This is a genomic window from Bradyrhizobium pachyrhizi (assembly GCF_001189245.1).
In the GTDB taxonomy this organism is placed as follows: Bacteria; Pseudomonadota; Alphaproteobacteria; order Rhizobiales; family Xanthobacteraceae; genus Bradyrhizobium; species Bradyrhizobium pachyrhizi.
This window is the reverse complement of the sequence record NZ_LFIQ01000039.1, coordinates 26,756-42,912: the sequence shown is the minus strand read 5'-3', so window position 1 is coordinate 42,912 and position 16,157 is coordinate 26,756. Positions and strand designations below refer to the sequence as shown.

The 16,157-nt window shown below is 65.0% G+C and carries 14 protein-coding genes; 9 read left to right on the top strand and 5 right to left on the bottom strand.

What is annotated here, in order from left to right; genetic code table 11:
* Positions 1–109: 109 nt before the first annotated feature.
* Entirely contained in the window at positions 110–634 is a 525-nt protein-coding gene (locus AKL29_RS05045; RefSeq protein WP_152977441.1) for a methylated-DNA--[protein]-cysteine S-methyltransferase, read from the top strand.
* A 335-nt stretch (positions 635–969) separates the two neighbouring features.
* Here AKL29_RS05045 and AKL29_RS05040 read toward each other — a convergent pair whose 3' ends face one another.
* The 4 genes from AKL29_RS05040 to AKL29_RS05020 form a co-directional block, all read right to left on the bottom strand.
* Complete coding sequence (locus tag AKL29_RS05040) at positions 970–1,161, bottom strand: hypothetical protein (protein ID WP_028338000.1); 192 nt, start codon at positions 1,159–1,161, stop codon at positions 970–972.
* Positions 1,162–1,503: 342 nt separating this feature from the next.
* Positions 1,504–1,893, bottom strand: coding sequence for a response regulator transcription factor (locus AKL29_RS05030; RefSeq protein ID WP_157342526.1), 390 nt, complete (start codon positions 1,891–1,893; stop codon positions 1,504–1,506).
* 87 nt (positions 1,894–1,980) lie between these two features.
* Positions 1,981–2,655: a response regulator transcription factor gene (locus AKL29_RS05025; RefSeq protein ID WP_050383346.1), complete on the bottom strand. Its 675-nt coding sequence runs from the start codon at positions 2,653–2,655 to the stop codon at positions 1,981–1,983.
* Positions 2,649–4,415, bottom strand: a complete 1,767-nt coding sequence (locus AKL29_RS05020; RefSeq protein ID WP_244481764.1) for a PAS domain-containing sensor histidine kinase — start codon at positions 4,413–4,415, stop codon at positions 2,649–2,651. The genes AKL29_RS05025 and AKL29_RS05020 overlap by 7 nt, the downstream gene beginning before the upstream one ends.
* Before the next feature lie 354 nt (positions 4,416–4,769).
* On the opposite strand from AKL29_RS05020, the gene AKL29_RS05015 reads away from it, so the two are divergent.
* From AKL29_RS05015 to AKL29_RS05005, 3 genes are all read left to right on the top strand, one after another.
* Positions 4,770–5,036, top strand: coding sequence for a hypothetical protein (locus tag AKL29_RS05015; protein WP_050383345.1), 267 nt, complete (start codon positions 4,770–4,772; stop codon positions 5,034–5,036).
* Positions 5,037–5,423: 387 nt separating this feature from the next.
* Positions 5,424–6,779 (top strand): HlyD family secretion protein, encoded by a 1,356-nt coding sequence (locus tag AKL29_RS05010; RefSeq protein ID WP_244481763.1) that lies wholly within the window; start codon positions 5,424–5,426, stop codon positions 6,777–6,779.
* Entirely contained in the window at positions 6,776–8,722 is a 1,947-nt protein-coding gene (locus tag AKL29_RS05005; protein ID WP_050383343.1) for a glycosyltransferase, read from the top strand. Before AKL29_RS05010 ends, AKL29_RS05005 begins: the two co-directional genes overlap by 4 nt.
* A 95-nt stretch (positions 8,723–8,817) precedes the next feature.
* Here AKL29_RS05005 and AKL29_RS05000 read toward each other — a convergent pair whose 3' ends face one another.
* Positions 8,818–11,610, bottom strand: a complete 2,793-nt coding sequence (locus tag AKL29_RS05000; RefSeq protein ID WP_028337994.1) for a [protein-PII] uridylyltransferase — start codon at positions 11,608–11,610, stop codon at positions 8,818–8,820.
* A gap of 197 nt (positions 11,611–11,807) precedes the next feature.
* Between AKL29_RS05000 and AKL29_RS04995 the strand changes: the two genes are divergently transcribed.
* The 5 genes from AKL29_RS04995 to AKL29_RS40325 form a co-directional block, all read left to right on the top strand.
* Entirely contained in the window at positions 11,808–12,782 is a 975-nt protein-coding gene (locus AKL29_RS04995; RefSeq protein ID WP_028337993.1) for an aliphatic sulfonate ABC transporter substrate-binding protein, read from the top strand.
* Positions 12,783–13,035: 253 nt separating this feature from the next.
* Positions 13,036–13,872, top strand: a complete 837-nt coding sequence (locus AKL29_RS04990) for an ABC transporter permease (RefSeq protein ID WP_028337992.1) — start codon at positions 13,036–13,038, stop codon at positions 13,870–13,872.
* Positions 13,872–14,657, top strand: coding sequence for an ABC transporter ATP-binding protein (locus AKL29_RS04985; RefSeq protein ID WP_050383342.1), 786 nt, complete (start codon positions 13,872–13,874; stop codon positions 14,655–14,657). Before AKL29_RS04990 ends, AKL29_RS04985 begins: the two co-directional genes overlap by 1 nt.
* A gap of 57 nt (positions 14,658–14,714) precedes the next feature.
* Positions 14,715–15,224 (top strand): OsmC family protein, encoded by a 510-nt coding sequence (locus tag AKL29_RS04980; RefSeq protein ID WP_028337990.1) that lies wholly within the window; start codon positions 14,715–14,717, stop codon positions 15,222–15,224.
* A 131-nt stretch (positions 15,225–15,355) separates the two neighbouring features.
* Positions 15,356–16,157: hypothetical protein (locus AKL29_RS40325; RefSeq protein WP_082190492.1), on the top strand; the 802-nt coding region annotated here is incomplete at its 3' end.

Genomic DNA, 16,157 nt, shown 5'->3' with positions numbered 1-16,157 from the left:
GAACCGGTGTCCGCTTCGCTCGAAAACGCTCCTTACCGGAATTCGGGTGGACGCTAGCATGCGGGCGGTGAATTGTATGCCGACCGATCTGCTTGCCCGAGATATGACAATGGCCGACCGCAGGACTCCACAGACCTTCAACCTCGACCGCCTCAAGACCCCGATCGGCACCGCGCTGCTGGTGACCGATGACGACGGCGTGCTGCGCGCGCTCGACTGGGACGATTATGAAGCGCGCATGCTCGACCTGCTGCGGCTGCATTATGGCGCCGTGACGCTGCGGGACGGCCGCGCGCCGGCTGCGATGCGCAAGGCGCTCGGCGATTACTTCAACGGCGATCTCAATCGTCTCACCGATGTCGAATGGCGCGTCGCCGGCACGCCGTTCCAGCAGAAGGTCTGGCACGCGCTGCCGAACATTCCACACGGCACCACCATGAGCTACGGCGCGCTGGCGGCGAAGCTGAACGCGCCGAATGCGATGCGCGCGGTCGGCCATGCCAACGGCTCCAATCCGATCAGCGTCGTCGTGCCCTGCCACCGCCTGATTGGCGCCAACGGCTCACTGGTCAAATATGGCGGCGGGCTGGAGCGCAAGCGCTGGCTGCTGCGCCACGAAGGCGTGGAGGTCTAGAGCATGATCCGGAAAAGTGCGGAGCGGTTTTCCGAAAAGATCATGATCAAACACAGAGCTAAAGCGCGATGACGATTCGACCCACTCTCATCGCGCTCTAGAGCGTTTGGAGTGGGAACCGGTTCGCGTGAGGAAGCGCGTCAAGACCACAACAGAACGACCCGCTTCGACCGCCGGTGCGGCGATCAGTCGAGATCTTCGCTGGGCATCTTGCGCAGATCGCGCACGATATAGAGGAACACAACGAGCGAATGCACCCACGCGAGTATCGCTCCCACCAGCATCGCATCGACCGTCGTCATGTGAGACTCCTCGCGCGCTATTGGCCGACGTCGTCAGATCGCCTTTTTCGATGGGGCGCCGGTTCTGGGGAAGGGATACAGCCACTTCCAATAGGCCTTGTTGCGCTCCAGCTGCCGCTTGTGGGTCTCGCGGCATTTCGTCGAGCAGAATTGCTCGAAATACCAGTTGTGCCGGATCAGCCCGAAAGGCCGTTTGCACGCCGGATTTCCGCAACGAGCTGTCATGACGCTGCCTCCGCATTCGCGCGCCAAAGCCAGCGGATGAAGTCCTCCTGGCCTTTGTAGAGGCAGAGGCGTCCGCAGTAGCGTTCGCCCGCCGGATTTCGCAAACAGATGATCTTGGGGTCTTCGCTGTCACACTGGGCGCAGCGCGGTTCCGAACGCATGGCGACCTCCCTCCGAGGAATTGCCATTTGCCAATCAAAATGTCTGGTGCTGTCCTTGCCGTCGATCTTCCCGAAGGACGACGATGCGAACTCTCGCGGCGCCGCCGTCGATGCGCAACTTGTCCAGATGTTTTGTGGCATCATCCTTGCGTATAGCCGGCCTGGTGATGGCTGATCCAACTCACGCACCCGGCGCCGCGCTGTGCTGCGCGAGGGCGGTATCGAGGCATTTGATCAGGACGTCCCCGTCGCAGGGCTTGCTCAGAAAGCAGATCGCTCCAGCCTTCAGCGCCCGGACGCGATCGCTTTCGACCGAGAACGCCGTGACGAAAATGAACGGAAAGCGGCGTCCGCTGGCAATGAGGTGGCTCTGCAGGTCGAGCCCGCTCATGGCCGGCATCCTGACATCTGCGATCACGCAGGATGTGTCATTCAGGCGGGGCGAGTGCAGAAATTCCTCGGCCGACGCGTAGGTCTCGACCGCGTAGCCCAGCGATCTGACGAGATTGTCGGTCGCGGTGCGAACCGACATGTCATCGTCGATGATCGATATCACGGGCGGGTTGGGCAAGGAGGTTTTCCCGGGCCGGAAGGGCCTCTGGCGTGTGCATCATGTGGGGACCACACTGCGTCGCCAATCGGGGCCGGAGAATCATACTTAGGTTTGCGCCCCGCCGGCTGCCGGTCCGATCTGGAGCATCTGTGCCATCCTGACCAGATCGGGTAACGACTTCGCCGCCATTTTCCGCATGATGTGCCCGCGGTGTATCTTCACCGTGATCTCGGCCACGCCGATTTCGGCGGCGACCTGCTTGTTCATCAACCCCGCCGTGACGAGCGTCATCACCTGGCGTTCACGCGGCGTCAGGGTCGCGAAGGCGGCGCGCAGGTTTGCAAGAACCTTGGCCTCATCGCGACGGTTCCTGTCGCGCTCGATCGCCGTCGTGACGGCATCCAGCATGTCCTGATCGCGAAATGGCTTGGTCAGGAAGTCCACAGCGCCGGCCTTCATGGCCCTGACCGTCATCGGGATATCGCCGTGGCCGGTCATGAAGATGATCGGAATATCGATGCCCGCCTTCGCCAGCTCTCCCTGAAAGTCGAGGCCGCTGAGCCGGGGCAGCCTGATGTCGAGGATCAGGCAGCTCGGGACATCCGGGGGCTTGCGCTGCAGAAATTCATGCGCCGAGCCGAATGCTGCGGTCCGCAAGCCGACGGATCGGAACAGATTGCTCAGCGCGTCACGCACGGATGCGTCGTCGTCGACGACGAAGACGATGGGATCTTCGGCGTTTGCCAGACCAGAAGGCGATGCCGCGCGCCCGGTCACCATGCATGATCCTCTTCGTGCAGTGGCAAGGTGAACTGGAACGTCGCGCCGGGGCCGATATTTGCGGTCACGGACAGGCGGCCTCGGTGGGCTTCGACGATCGATCGGCAGATCGACAGCCCCATTCCCATGCCGCTGGCCTTGGTGGTGTAGAACGCGTCGAACAGTCGTTCGGCGTTCTCGCTCGCGATCCCGACGCCACTATCGGAGACCGTGACCACGATCTGCCCGGCCTCGTCATGGCGCGTCCGGATCACCAGTTCCCGCGGCCGGTCCGTGACCGACTGCATGGCCTCGATGCCGTTGAGGACCAGGTTGAGGATGACCTGCTGCAGCTGGATACGGTCGGCGACGACAGACGGGAGCGCGGGAGCGAGGTCGAGTTGCAAGGATACGTGGTGGCGCTGCAGTTCATGCTGCACCAGGCCGATCACCTGGTTGATGACCTCATTGACGTCGAGCGGCGCCTTCTGATCGGTCGTCTTGTTCACCATCGCGCGGACGCGCTGGATGACCTCGCCCGCCCGGTTGCCGTCGCTGATGATCGACCTGACCGCGCCGCGGGCTTCGTTCAGATCGGGGGCCGCCCGGTTGAGCCACCGCAGGCATGCCGCGGCATTGGTGACCACGGCGGCAAGCGGCTGGTTCACTTCATGGGCGATCGATGCGGCGAGCTCGCCGAGCGCCGTCACGCGCGTGACGTGCGCGAGGTTGGTCTGCGCTTCGTGCAATTCCGCCTCGGCTCGCTTGCGGGCGGTCACGTCGGTGACCGCTCCGACGAATTCGGTGCCGCCCGAAAGGTTCGTCACCGCATGCGCCCTAGCGTGAACAAATTTGATCGCCCCACTGGGCATCAGCAATCGATAGCCGTGCTCGAAGTCTGTGCCGTCGAGCGAGGCGCGGTCGATGGTCCGCCGCATGCGGGCGCGATCGTCCGGATGGACGCGCTGCAGGACCGTGGCATGTGTGATGGAAGGAGCTCTGTCGAATTCGAAGATCCTGAACGTCTCTTCCGACCAGATGATCTCGCCGCTGGCAACGTGCCAGCCGAAGCTGCCGGTGTGGCTCAATCGCTGGGCTTCGGTCAGGTACATTTCACTCTGCTGCAGCGCATTTTCGGCCTGCTTGCGCTCGGTGATGTCCTCGCATGCGATCAGCACGATCAGCTGATCGTTCAGCCGCCGCACCGCCTTGGCGTTTTCACGAACCCAAATCCTTGAACCGTCCTTGCGGACCTTCCGGATTTCCCAATTGTGGGTCTGGCCGATGTTGTCGAGGCATGCCGCGACGTTGCGCTGGACCATGTCGCGATCTTCGGCGGCAAAGACCCGCAGCACGGATTGTCCGAGCAGTTCGTCGACGGTGTAGCCCAGCTGTGCCGCGCCGAACGTGTTGACCGACAGCACGAGGCCCGTTGCGTCGACCATGAAGTACATGACCGGGTTGTGTTCGAATACCTCCTTCCATTGCGCTTCGCTGTTGCGCAGCGCCTCCATCGCGCGCTCCTCGCTGCTGGCTCGGCCACGCAACATGGCCTCCATCCGCCTTTGCGAGCGGCCCACCAGACGGATCATCAGCAGTGCGGCGGTAAGCGACGCGACGAGCAGCGCCAGGGCAACCAGATGGACGGAAGCCGCCGGCTGCGGACCAAGCAACAGCCCGATGCAGGTTGCAGCCAAGGCCAGCACCATGCCGCCGAGCAGCCATTGCTCGGCCGACCAGGACTTCGTGGTCGGGTCGCGGATCATCGGCAGCACCAGCACTTGGCCATCATCATGGGCCGCGCTGCGTCGCTAGGTGACTGCTACCATCAGCGGCGACAACGCCGCCCTCCCAACGGACTGCATATTAGCAGCTTTCTTGCCGCCCGGACGGGATCGCGCCGGCCTTTTTGGCGGTCCACACCCGCTAGATCGCGCAGAAAGCGAAGCCATCGAGCGCGCTCAGGTCCAGGTTGCGAGCTAAACTCAAGTATGAGTCATCCCCACCGAATGTAACGGTCGGATCAACCTCCGTTCAATGGCCCGCTCCATCCCGGTGACTACGCTTGATGGGTAACTCGATGACGGTAGAGGTTTCCGGGGTTCAGCAATCGCCTATCAGAGACGGAGATTGAAATGCCCAGCGCGCGCCTGCATCTGATCGTTTGCTCCGACGACGTCGACCACGAGGCGAGGCCCCAGAGACGCGATCGCAGCTTCCAGCCTTCCGTTATCGAGGGTGGCAAACAAACAGCAAGCACGCCGGCCGACAACCCGTGGATCGATCTGCTGGACGCATTCGATCTGGGCGTCGTGGTCTGTCAGGCCAGCTACCTCGCCTTGCTGGGAGCGAGCCTGGCGGCGCTGCAGCCGCAGTTCGACGTGCCGGATTCAGGGCGGTAGCCGGCCCTGAATTCCAAGTCCGGCAGGCTGCCGGGACCGAAGCGCTGGCTGCTCACGCCTGGGTCGCGCAACACGGGTCCGATCACAGCCTCCGTGAGAGCCCGGAATCCATTCCCCGCCTAGCCCCGGCTCTGATGGATTCCGGGCTCAGTTCTGCAGACGCCCTCAGCTGCGCAATGGCGCACCGGAATGATGGGTGGAGCAGGTCGACGGCGCGGCTCCCGTGCCGGGCTCCCGACCTCGGCAAATTGCAGCAATTTTTTCGAAAGATGCCCGGTTCGCTTTAGCAGCTTTTGAAGCACCTGATTATTGGATCTGTCCGCCAACGGCATCGCTCCGCAGAGCTGTGCGTTGGTTCGCGCACTGACAGATCAGGGGCCGGTCATCATGAATCAGGCACAGCAGCCCAAGCCGTTTCCCGAAGACAATAGTTCCGTCACCAGGGATGAAGCCGAGGGCGCGCGAGGATTGCAGCGCGATTTGCAGGAGCGGCTGCAGCCGGCGCATGACGAGCCGGTCAGCGATAGCAGTCCCCATCCCGAAGCGCCCGCAGGCTCGGGCCGCATGGTTCGCCGCCTGCTCAAGGTCGGCATTGGCCTTGCCATCGTCGCCGTTTTCGGATGGCTGCCGCTCAAGGCCGTGTTGCAGACCTCGAGCGTCGAGGCCGTGGTCAATGCCAGGATCGTGACCTTGCGCTCGCCGATCGACGGCACCGTGAGCGCGAAGCCGCAAAAATCCACGCAGCTCAGCGTGGTTCGCGAGGGCGATACGATCCTTCACGTCGTCAACGCGCGCGGCGATCGCGCCCGGCTCGACGATCTGCGGCGGCAGATGTCGCGGCTGGAAAATGAGCGCCCGAGTCTCGCCGCCAAGCTTGCGGCCGCCGAGACGGCGCAACAGGATCTTGCCCGCCAGGCCGGCCAGTTCCGTGACGGCCGCATCCTCCAGCTCGAGGCCCGGATCGCCGAAATCCAGACCGCGATCGAGGCCGCCGCCGCACGGCGGGAGGAGGCCGTGGCCGCCGTCGAGCGGGCGTCGTCGCTGATCAAGTCGGGCAGCGTGTCGACGGTCGAAATGGCCCGCCTGACGCGCGAGCAGGCGATCTCCCAGCAGACCGAAATCGGTGCTCGTCGGCGTCTCGACGCCGCCAAGGTCGAGCTCACCGCCGCAAGGAACGGCACCTATCTGGGCGACAGCTACAACGACAGGCCGAGCTCCGTGCAGCGCGAGGAGGAGATGCGCCAGCGCGTCAGCGATCTGCGTGCCGATCTGGCGCATGCCGATGCCGAGATCGACTGGCTGACCCACGAGATCGCCGCCGAGCAGCTGCACTACGTCAACCGGGCGGAAGCCGACATCAAGGCGCCGGTCGGAGGGCGCATCTGGGAGATGATGACGGCGCCCGGTGAGGACGTCAGGGCCGGGCAGCCCTTGCTCAAGCTGCTCGATTGCAGCGGCGCGGTGGTCACGGCAAACGTCACCGAGAGCGTCTACAACGGTCTGAAACTCGGCGAGCAGGCGAGCTTCGAGCCGAACGACGGCAGCGCCGCGCTCCAGGGCGAGATCGTCAATCTCACCGGCGCGTCGGGCGCGCCCGCGAACCTTGCGATCAATCCGGATGCGTTGAACAAGGAGCCGTATCGCGTGACGGTCTCGATGCCGGCGCTCGACACCACGGGCAAGGATTGCGCGGTCGGCCGCACCGGACGCGTGGTGTTCAACGCGGACGCGGCAAAGTCATGATGGCGGCATTTGCGCCCGGGCTGGTCGCCTTCGGCGCCTGTCTTGCAATCCTGCCCTTGCTCCATCGCGAGCAGACCCTGGCCCGCGTCATGATGACGGGCATGTCGTTCGTCCTCTTGGTCCACTATTTCGCGTGGCGGGTGACCCACACCCTGCCGCCGCCGGGCCTCACCGCAGATGCGTTGGTTGGCTATCCCTTCATGCTGGCCGAAGCGGCCTCGATGATCGCGGTGTGCCTGTCGCTGCTGTTTCTCAGCCGCACGATCGACCGTTCGCCTGAGGTCAATGCAAACCTGCGCCGATCGAAGTTGCCCGCAAACGCGCCGCTCGTCGACGTCTTTATCTGCACCTACAATGAGGAGAAGGCGATCCTGGAGCGCACCATCATCGGCGCGACCGGGCTCAACTATCCCAATTATCGCGTCTGGGTGCTCGACGATGGGCGCAGGCTCTGGCTGCGCCGGCTCGCCCAGGAGCTCGGCTGCAACTATCTGACCCGTCCGGACAACCGCCACGCCAAGGCCGGCAACATCAATCATGCGCTCCAGCACGCGTCCGGGCTGGCTGAGCGGCCGGAGTTCATCTCGATCCTCGATGCGGATTTCGTCCCGATGCCGGACTTCCTGACCCGGGCGATGAGCCTGATGCAGGACGGCAGCGTCGGCGTCGTGCAGACGCCGCAGCACTTCATCAACCCGGATCCGATCCAGACCAATCTCGCGGCGACCGATGTGTGGCCCGACGAACAGCGCTTCTTCTTCGATATCCTGATGCCGGCCAAGGATGCCTGGGACACGGCATTCTGCTGCGGCACCTCATCGCTGATCCGTTTCTCCGGCCTGATGCAGATCGGTGGCTTCCCGACCGACTCGGTGACGGAGGATTACCTCGTCACACTGCGTCTGAAGGAGAAAGGGCTGCGCACGGTCTATCTGAACGAGCGCCTGACCATCGGCCTCGCGCCGGAGGGACTGAAAGAATACATCACGCAGCGCGGGCGCTGGTGTCTCGGCTTCATGCAGATCTTCCGGGGCCGCAGCGGTCCGTTCTCGCGGCGATCGAAGCTTGCCTTCATGGATCGGCTGTCGCTGGTCGACGCCTTCATGAGCTGGGCGGCGGTCTACGGCACCAAGGTTTTCGGCCTGGTCGTGCCGTGGCTTTATCTGCTGTTCGGGATCAAGGCGGTCCATGCCGACCTGTTCGAGCTGCTGAAATATTTTTTGCCGTTCTATGTCTGGCACGCCTTCACGATGGCCTGGATCTCGCGCGGCCGCTCGCTTGCGATCATGACCGACGTGTCGCAATACATCGCGGCGCCGGCGGTGTTGAAGGCGGTCGTGACCGGCCTCGCCAGGCCGCAGGGCCACAAATTCAAGGTGACGGCCAAGGGCGGCGACCGCAACCGCCGCTTCATCGAATGGCCGCTGCTGCGGCTCTATGGCGCCGCCCTGCTGATCACGCTGCTGGCGATCGCCTATGCCTTCATCCTGCATCTGCGCGGCGACAGCATAGCCTATGGCGGGCTGGCGCTGGCCTGGAGCCTGTACAATTGCATCGTGCTCGCGATCGTGTGCTTCATCTGCATCGAGCAGCCGCGGCGCCGCAAGGCCGAGCGCTTCGAACGCGACGAGCCGATCCTGATCCATCAGGACAGCGAGATGCGCTTGATCCGGATGGCCGACATCTCGATCTCGGGCGCGCGCTTCATCGATCCCGTCCCGCCCGCCATCGGTTCCTTGATCAAATGCAATGTCTACGGACAGAACGTCGCCGCGACCGTGGTCCGGCGCACCCGCGACGGCTTCGGCGTCCGCTTCGAGGACGCGGTGGCGACGCGGGTCAATGTCGTGCGCGCATTCTATGCCGGCGAATATGTCCGCGCCTTCCACGGCGTGCGCGCGGCGCCGGTCGGCAAGGCCCTGCTGATGCGGCTGTTCGGTTAAGTACGATAGGTCATTCCGGGGCGATGCGGAGCATCGAACCCGGAATCTCGAGATTCCGGGTTCAGCCCTGCGGGCTGCCCCGGAATGACGGGTGGCTACGCCGCCGGCTTCGCGGCCTGGTCCTCGCTCGCGAGCAGATGCAGCAGCGCGCTCTTGATCGCGGCCTGCCGGGTCGGCGCCGTGATCTGGGCACCGAGCAGGTCGGTGACATAGAACACGTCGCGGGCGCGCTCGCCGAAGGTCGCGACATGGGCCGAGGCGATGTTGAGGTTGAGCTTCGAGATCGCGGTGGTGAGCTGGTAGAGCAGGCCGGGCCGGTCGAGGCCGGAGACCTCGATCACGGTGTAGCGGTCGGACCACTGGTTGTTGATGGTCACCTCGGGCTCGACGATGAACGGCCGCGCCTTGCTGCGCACGGTGCGCTTGGCAACCGCTTCGGGCAGCCGCAGCTTGCCTTCCAGCACGTGCTCGATCATCTCGCCAATTCGGGTGGCGCGGCGGCCCTCGTCCTCGTCGCGATCGTATTCGCGCGAGATCGAGATGGTGTCGAGCGCGCGGCCGTCGGTCGTGGTGTAGATCTGGGCGTCGACGATGTTGGCGCCGGCCGACGCGCAGGCACCCGCGATGATCGACAACAGCCAGGGATGGTCGGTCGCCAGGATCGTCAGCTCGGTGACGGCGCGGACCTCGTCGAAGCCGACATTGATCGCGAGCTTGTGGCCGGCCTGCTCGCTGGCGCGGATGAAGCGGGCCTGGCGGATCTTGCGCGCCAGCTCGACCTTGAGCCAGTAGGCCGGATAATGCCGGCCGATATAGGCATTGAGCTCCGCCTCCGGCCATTCGGTGAAGGCGCGGCGGAATTCGGCTTGCGCCACCGCGATGCGCTGGGCGCGGTTGACCTCGGAGAAGCCGCCGGTCAGCACCGGCTCGGTCTCGTAATACAGCGTGCGCACCAGCTGCGCCTTCCAGCCGTTCCACACGCCCGGGCCGACGCCGCGGATGTCGGCCGTGGTCAGGATCGTGAGCAGCTTCATCTGCTCGACCGACTGCACCACGGCGGCGAAATTCTCGATGGTCTTGCGGTCCGACAGGTCGCGCGATTGCGCCACCGTCGACATCGTCAAATGCTCCTCGATCAGCCACGCCACCAGCTCGGTGTCGGCCGCCGAGAAGCCGAGCCGCGGGCACAGCCGCCGCGCCACCTTGGCGCCGGCGATCGAATGGTCTTCCGGCCGGCCCTTGGCGATGTCGTGCAGCAGCGTCGCGATATAGATCACCGAGCGGTGCTCGGGGCGGATCTTGCGAAACAGGTCGCTGGCGACCGTGAACTCCTCGTTGCCGCCGCGCTCGATGTCCTGCAGGAAGCCGATGCAGCGAAGCAAATGCTCGTCCACCGTGTAGTGGTGGTACATGTTGAACTGCATCATCGACACGATCTTGCCGAAGGCGCGGATGAATTGGCCGAGCACGCCGGTCTCGTTCATCCGCCGCAGCACGATCTCCGCATTGTCGGAGGTCAGGATCTCCATGAACAGGCGGTTGGCTTCGTCGTTCTCGCGCAGCTGGGTGTTGATCAGCTTCAGCGAGCGCGTCACCGTGCGCATCGCGTCGGGATGGAAGGCGAGGTTGTTCTGCTGCGCGAGGCGGAAGATCCGGATCAGGTTGACCGGATCGTGCTTGAACACGTCGGGCGCGGCGAGGTTGATGCGGTTGTTGTCGACGATGAAGTCGTCGCTGCCGTTAACCCGCCGGCGCTTGGCGCCGGGCCGCAGCCGCGCCACCATCCGGCTCAGCACCGGTGCCGGCTTGTTGTGCTCTTCCTCGAGCTTGGCGCACAGGATCGCGGTGAGGTCGCCGACGTCTTTCGCGATCAGGAAGTAGTGCTTCATGAAGCGCTCGACGTCCTGCATGCCGGGATGCGAGGTGTAGCCGAGGCGAACCGCGATCTCGCGCTGCATGTCGAACGACAGCCGCTCCTCGGCGCGTCCGGCGAAGAAGTGCAGGTTGCAGCGCACCGACCACAGGAAGTCGGCGCAGCGCCGGAAGGTGCGGTATTCCTGCGCGTCGAACACGCCGCGTTCCAGCAGCTCGTCGGTCTCGCGCACGCGGTAGACGTATTTGGCGATCCAGAACAGCGTATGCAGGTCGCGCAGGCCGCCCTTGCCGTCCTTGACGTTAGGCTCGACCAGGTAGCGCGACTGGCCGGCGCGGCGATGCCGCTCCTCGCGCTCGGCGAGCTTGGCGGTGACGAATTCCGACGCGGTGCCCTGCACCACCTCCTTGTCGAAGCGCTCGACCAGTTCGTCATAAAGCGGCTGGTCGCCGGTCAGGAAGCGCGTCTCCAGGATCGCGGTGCGGATCGTCATGTCGCCGCGCGCCTGACGGATCGATTCATCGACCGAGCGCGTGGCGTGGCCGACCTTCAGCCCCATGTCCCAGAGGCAATAGAGAATGGCTTCGGCGACCTGTTCGCCCCAGGCGGTCTGCTTGTAGGGCAGGATGAACAACAGATCGATGTCGGACTCCGGCGCCATCAGCCCGCGGCCATAGCCGCCGGTCGCGACCACGGCCATGCGTTCGGCGCCCGAGGGGATCGGCGAGTGATAGAGGTGGCGGGTCGCCGCCGCGTAGAGGATGCGAATGATCTCGTCCTGCACGAAGCAGAGCCGTTCGGCGCAGCGCCGGCCGTGACGGTCCTTGAGCAGCAGCGCCTGCGCCGTGGCGCGCGCCGCGATCAGCTCGGCCTTGAGCAGCTGCGCCATCGCGGCGCGGAACTGGTCCTCGCGGCCGGCATGCCGTTCGGCGAGTGCATTCACCGCCGCGGTGATCCGCTCGGTCTCGAAACGATCATCCGCTTCAGGGCGGGCCTCGGCTACGACGCTGTCCATAGGTTCATCCGATATCGGACGGAGCCGTTGCTGTCACTGACCAAAGTATAACGACAGCAGCTCCATGCTCTCATGGCGGCGCTTCGAGCAAGATCGTTCTCGCGCCGTCTCGTAAAGGGTAGAGATTTTCTCGTTGACCGCAAGGCTAACTCATTGAAATAAAAGATTGTTTCTTTTTCTGATCGAGGGGGCGACGAATGCAAAAATTTTCCCGGCGCACGTTCGCTGCGCTGCTCGCGGTCTCGACCTTGCTGCCCGGCGCGGCGCGCGCCGCCGACACGCTGAAGGAGATCCGGATCGACTGGGCGACCTACAATCCGGTGTCGATGGTCCTGAAGCAGAAGGGCCTCCTGGAAAAGGAGTTCGCCAAGGACGGCATCAACATCGTCTGGGTGCAGTCGGCCGGCTCCAACAAGGCGCTCGAATTCCTCAACGCCGGTTCGATCGATCTCGGCTCGACGGCGGGTTCGGCGGCGCTGGTTGCGAAGATCAACGGCAACCCGATCAAGTCGATCTATGTCTATTCGCGTCCCGAATGGACCGCCCTGGTCGCAACCAAGGACTCCAGGATCGCGTCCGTCGCCGACCTCAAGGGCAAGCGCGTGGCGGTGACGCGTGGCACCGATCCGCACATCTTCCTGGTTCGTGCGCTGCTCGGCGCCGGCCTCACCGAAAAGGACATCACGCCGGTGCTGTTGCAGCACGCCGACGGCAAGACCGCGTTGATCCGCGGCGATGTCGACGCCTGGGCCGGCCTCGATCCGATGATGGCGCAGGCGGAGGTCGAGGACGGCGCAAAACTGTTCTACCGCAAGGCGGAAGCCAACACCTGGGGCATCCTCAATGTGCGCGAGGAGTTCCTGAAGGCGCATCCGGATATCGTCCGCCGCGTGCTCGCGACGTACGAGGAAGCGCGGAAATATTCGCTGGCCAACTATGACGAGCTGAAGAAGACCTTCATCGCGGTCACCAAGCTACCGGACGCCGTGGTCGACAAGCAGCTCAAGGAACGCACCGAGCTGACCCACAGCCGAATCGGTAGCGCCCAGCGCGAATCGATTCTCGCCGCCGGCCTCGCCTTGCAGCAGGCGGGCGTGATCGACGCCAAGACCGACGTCAAGGCCGCGCTGGACTCGTTGATCGACGATCAGGTCCCGCTGCCCACCAACTAACCGCCGTCGTCAAGCCAACCTCCGTCGTCCCGGCGAAAGCCGGGACCCATAACCACAGGGCTTTGTTGTTGGACAAAACTGTGACCCCAGCTGTCCCAATCACCACGTCCTGTGGTTATCGGTCCCGGGTCGCGCCGAGCCTGTCATCGGGCGGCGCTTCGCGCCGACCCGTTGGCTTGCCCGGTACGACGTGGATGGAGTTGGACTGGCTCCACCTTGCAATCCCGCCGGAAGAATAGTTCTTGCTATGGCCATGACCGTTGACGTGCCCGTGCTGAAACAGACGGCCGTGCCGCCTGCGGCGCCGGCGCGGTCGTCGCGCTATGCGCGCCCGGTGCTCGGGCTCGTGCTGCCGGTCGCGCTCGCGCTGGGCTGGGAACTCGTCGTCTCTCTCGGCTACTCCAACGGCCGCCTGGTGCCGCCGCCGTCAAAGGTGTTCGAGACCATCATTGAGCTCGCCAAGAGCGGCGAGCTGTCGCGCCATATCCTCGCGACGCTGTGGCGGGTCGGCGCGGGCTTTGCGCTCGGCGTCGTCGCCGGCACCATCATGGGCGCGATCTCCGGCTACTGGGATTTCGCCAAGCGGCTGCTCGATCCGACGGTGCAGGCGTTGCGCGCGATCCCCTCGCTCGCCTGGGTCCCGTTGTTCGTGCTCTGGCTCGGCATTTTCGAGACCTCGAAGGTCGCGCTGATCGCGGTCGGCGTGTTCTTTCCGATCTATCTCGGCGTGATGGGCGCGATCCTGTCGGTCGACCGCAAGATCGTCGAGGTCGGGCGCGTATTCCGCCTGTCCGGACCGGCCATGATCCGCCGCATCCTGTTGCCGGCCGTGCTGCCGGCCTATGTGGTGGCGCTGCGGGTCGGTCTTGGCCTCGGCTGGATGTTCGTGGTCGCCGCCGAATTGATCGGCGCCTCCGAAGGCCTCGGCTACCTCCTGCTCGACGGCCAGCAACTCGGCAAGCCGGCGCAGATCCTTGCCGCGATCGTGATCTTCGCGATCCTCGGCAAGTTGACCGACTGGCTGATCGAGGTCGCCGCCGCGCCGCTGCTGCGCTGGCAGGACGCGTTCGGCGCGCGGGGAGGGCAGTGATGCTCGCGCTCAAGGAAGTCGGCAAGACCTATCCGAACGGCGTCCACGCGCTGGAGCGGTTCTCAGCCGAGATTGCACCTGGCGAGATCATCGCGATCATCGGCGGCTCCGGTTGCGGCAAGTCGACGCTGCTGCGCGCCATCGCCGGCCTCGACCATGCCAGCACAGGCAGCGTGACGCTCGACAATGCGGTGATCACGTCGCCGCACGCCAAGATCGGGATCATCTTCCAGGAGCCGCGGCTGCTGCCCTGGCTCAGCGTCGCCGACAATATCGGCTTCGGCCTCGCCGACCTTCCGGCCGAGGCGAGGCGCGCGCGCGTCGTGGCGGCGCTCGCCCGCGTCGGCCTTGCCGACAAGGCCGCGGCCTGGCCGCGCGAATTGTCCGGCGGCCAGGCGCAGCGGGTCGCGATCGCCCGCGCGCTGGTGCCGCAGCCCGAAGTGCTGCTACTCGACGAGCCGTTCTCGGCGCTCGATGCCTTCACGCGGCGCGATCTGCAGGATCATCTGCTCGATCTGTGGGCCGACACGCGGCCGACCCTGATCCTGGTCACCCATGACGTGGACGAGGCCGTGGTGCTCGCCGACCGCGTGCTGGTGATGCGGCCGCGGCCGGGCCGGCTGTTCGAGGAGATCACCATCAACCTGGCGCGGCCGCGCGACCGCAAATCGGAGCTGTTCGACACTTTCAAGCGCCGCGTGCTGACCGCGCTCGACCGCTCGCTCGACCGTTCGGTGCGGGACGTCACCGACAAATCCAGCGCCGGCGAGGCGATGTGGTGGTGACATCGGCTCGTTAAGGCCTTACATCGGCATAAAGAAGAATAGCCGGGAGATAAGACCATGGACGCCGCCGAACTCCGCGCAATGCAGGCTCCGATCAAGGAGCGCTACAAGACCGATCCCCAGACCGCCGTGATCACGCTGAAGGCCAAGGGCTCCACCGAGAGCGAAGGCATTTCCTGCAAGGTCGAGACGGGCCGTGCGCTCGCGATCGCCGGCCTCCACCCCGCTACCGGCGGCTCCGGGCTCGAGCTTTGCTCCGGCGACATGCTGCTGGAAGCGCTGGTCGCCTGCGCCGGCGTCACGCTGAAATCGGTCGCCACCGCGATCGACGTGCCGCTGAAGCCCGGCAATGTCTTCGCCGAGGGCGATCTCGATTTCCGGGGCACGCTCGGCGTCGACAAGGAGACCCCGGTCGGCTTCCGCGAGATCCGCCTCCGCTTCGAGATCGGCACCGACGCGCCGCAGGACAAGCTCGATCTCTTGCTGAAACTCACCGAGCGCTATTGCGTGGTCTATCAGACCATCAAGAACGGCCCGAAGGTTTCGGTCACGATGCAGCGGGTTTAGCGCGTCGCCCCGGCGAAAGCCGGGGTCCATACGCCGTGTCCCATCGGTTCAAGCCGTGCTGTCCGACGGCTTTCGTTCCACACGAACAGTCGTGGTTATGGATCCCGGCCTTCGCCGGGACGACGGAACAAATGTCCCCCGAACTCCACTTCGTCCTGATCCTCGTGCTGCGCATGGCGGTTGCGGCCGCATTCGTGGTCAGCGCGTCCATCATCACGGAGCGGTCGGGGCCGGTGATCGGCGCGCTGGTCGCAACCCTGCCGATCTCGGCCGGGCCGTCCTATACCTTCCTCGCGCTCGACCATGACGCCGCCTTCATCGCCGAGGGCGCGCTGGCGAGCCTGCCGGTCAACGCCGCCACGATCTATATGGGCCTGACCTACGCCGTGCTGGCGCAGCGCTTCAGCATGTGGATCAGCGCGGGCAGCGCGATCGCCGTGTGGCTGGTGCTCGCCACCATCATCCGTCAGTTCGAGTGGTCGCTCGCCGCCGGGCTGATCGTCAACGCCATCACCTTTGCGATCTGCATCCCGCTGCTCCGGCCCTACCGGCACGTCGCGAAAATGCCGCTGATCGCGCGGCGCTGGTACGACATTCCGCTGCGCGCCGCGCTGGTCGCGAGCCTGGTCGGCACCGTGGTCACGGCGTCAGGCTGGGTCGGCCCGCGCGTCACCGGCGTGATGGCGCTGTTTCCGATCGTATTCTCCTCGATGATGCTGATCCTGCATCCGCGGATCGGCGGTCCCGCAACCGCCGCCGTGCTCGCCAACAGCGCCTGGGGCCTGATGGGCTTCGGTCTCGGCATTGCGGTGCTGCACGTCGCGGTGCTGCAATTCGGCTCGCCGATCGGCCTCTGCTGCGCGCTCGCCACCTGCATCGTCTGGAATCTGGTGCTGTGGCAGATCGGACGAAGGAAGAGCGCGAAGAGGTCTT

Bases quoted from the DNA above. Each gene is read 5' to 3' on its own strand.
- AKL29_RS05045 (WP_152977441.1), top strand. From the start codon at position 110: ATGGCCGACCGCAGGACTCCACAGACCTTCAACCTCGACCGCCTCAAG.
- AKL29_RS05040 (WP_028338000.1), bottom strand. From the start codon at position 1,161: ATGACAGCTCGTTGCGGAAATCCGGCGTGCAAACGGCCTTTCGGGCTG.
- AKL29_RS05025 (WP_050383346.1), bottom strand. From the start codon at position 2,655: ATGGTGACCGGGCGCGCGGCATCGCCTTCTGGTCTGGCAAACGCCGAA.
- AKL29_RS05015 (WP_050383345.1), top strand. From the start codon at position 4,770: ATGCCCAGCGCGCGCCTGCATCTGATCGTTTGCTCCGACGACGTCGAC.
- AKL29_RS05010 (WP_244481763.1), top strand. From the start codon at position 5,424: ATGAATCAGGCACAGCAGCCCAAGCCGTTTCCCGAAGACAATAGTTCC.
- AKL29_RS05005 (WP_050383343.1), top strand. From the start codon at position 6,776: ATGATGGCGGCATTTGCGCCCGGGCTGGTCGCCTTCGGCGCCTGTCTT.
- AKL29_RS05000 (WP_028337994.1), bottom strand. From the start codon at position 11,610: ATGGACAGCGTCGTAGCCGAGGCCCGCCCTGAAGCGGATGATCGTTTC.
- AKL29_RS04995 (WP_028337993.1), top strand. From the start codon at position 11,808: ATGCAAAAATTTTCCCGGCGCACGTTCGCTGCGCTGCTCGCGGTCTCG.
- AKL29_RS04990 (WP_028337992.1), top strand. From the start codon at position 13,036: ATGACCGTTGACGTGCCCGTGCTGAAACAGACGGCCGTGCCGCCTGCG.
- AKL29_RS04985 (WP_050383342.1), top strand. From the start codon at position 13,872: ATGCTCGCGCTCAAGGAAGTCGGCAAGACCTATCCGAACGGCGTCCAC.
- AKL29_RS04980 (WP_028337990.1), top strand. From the start codon at position 14,715: ATGGACGCCGCCGAACTCCGCGCAATGCAGGCTCCGATCAAGGAGCGC.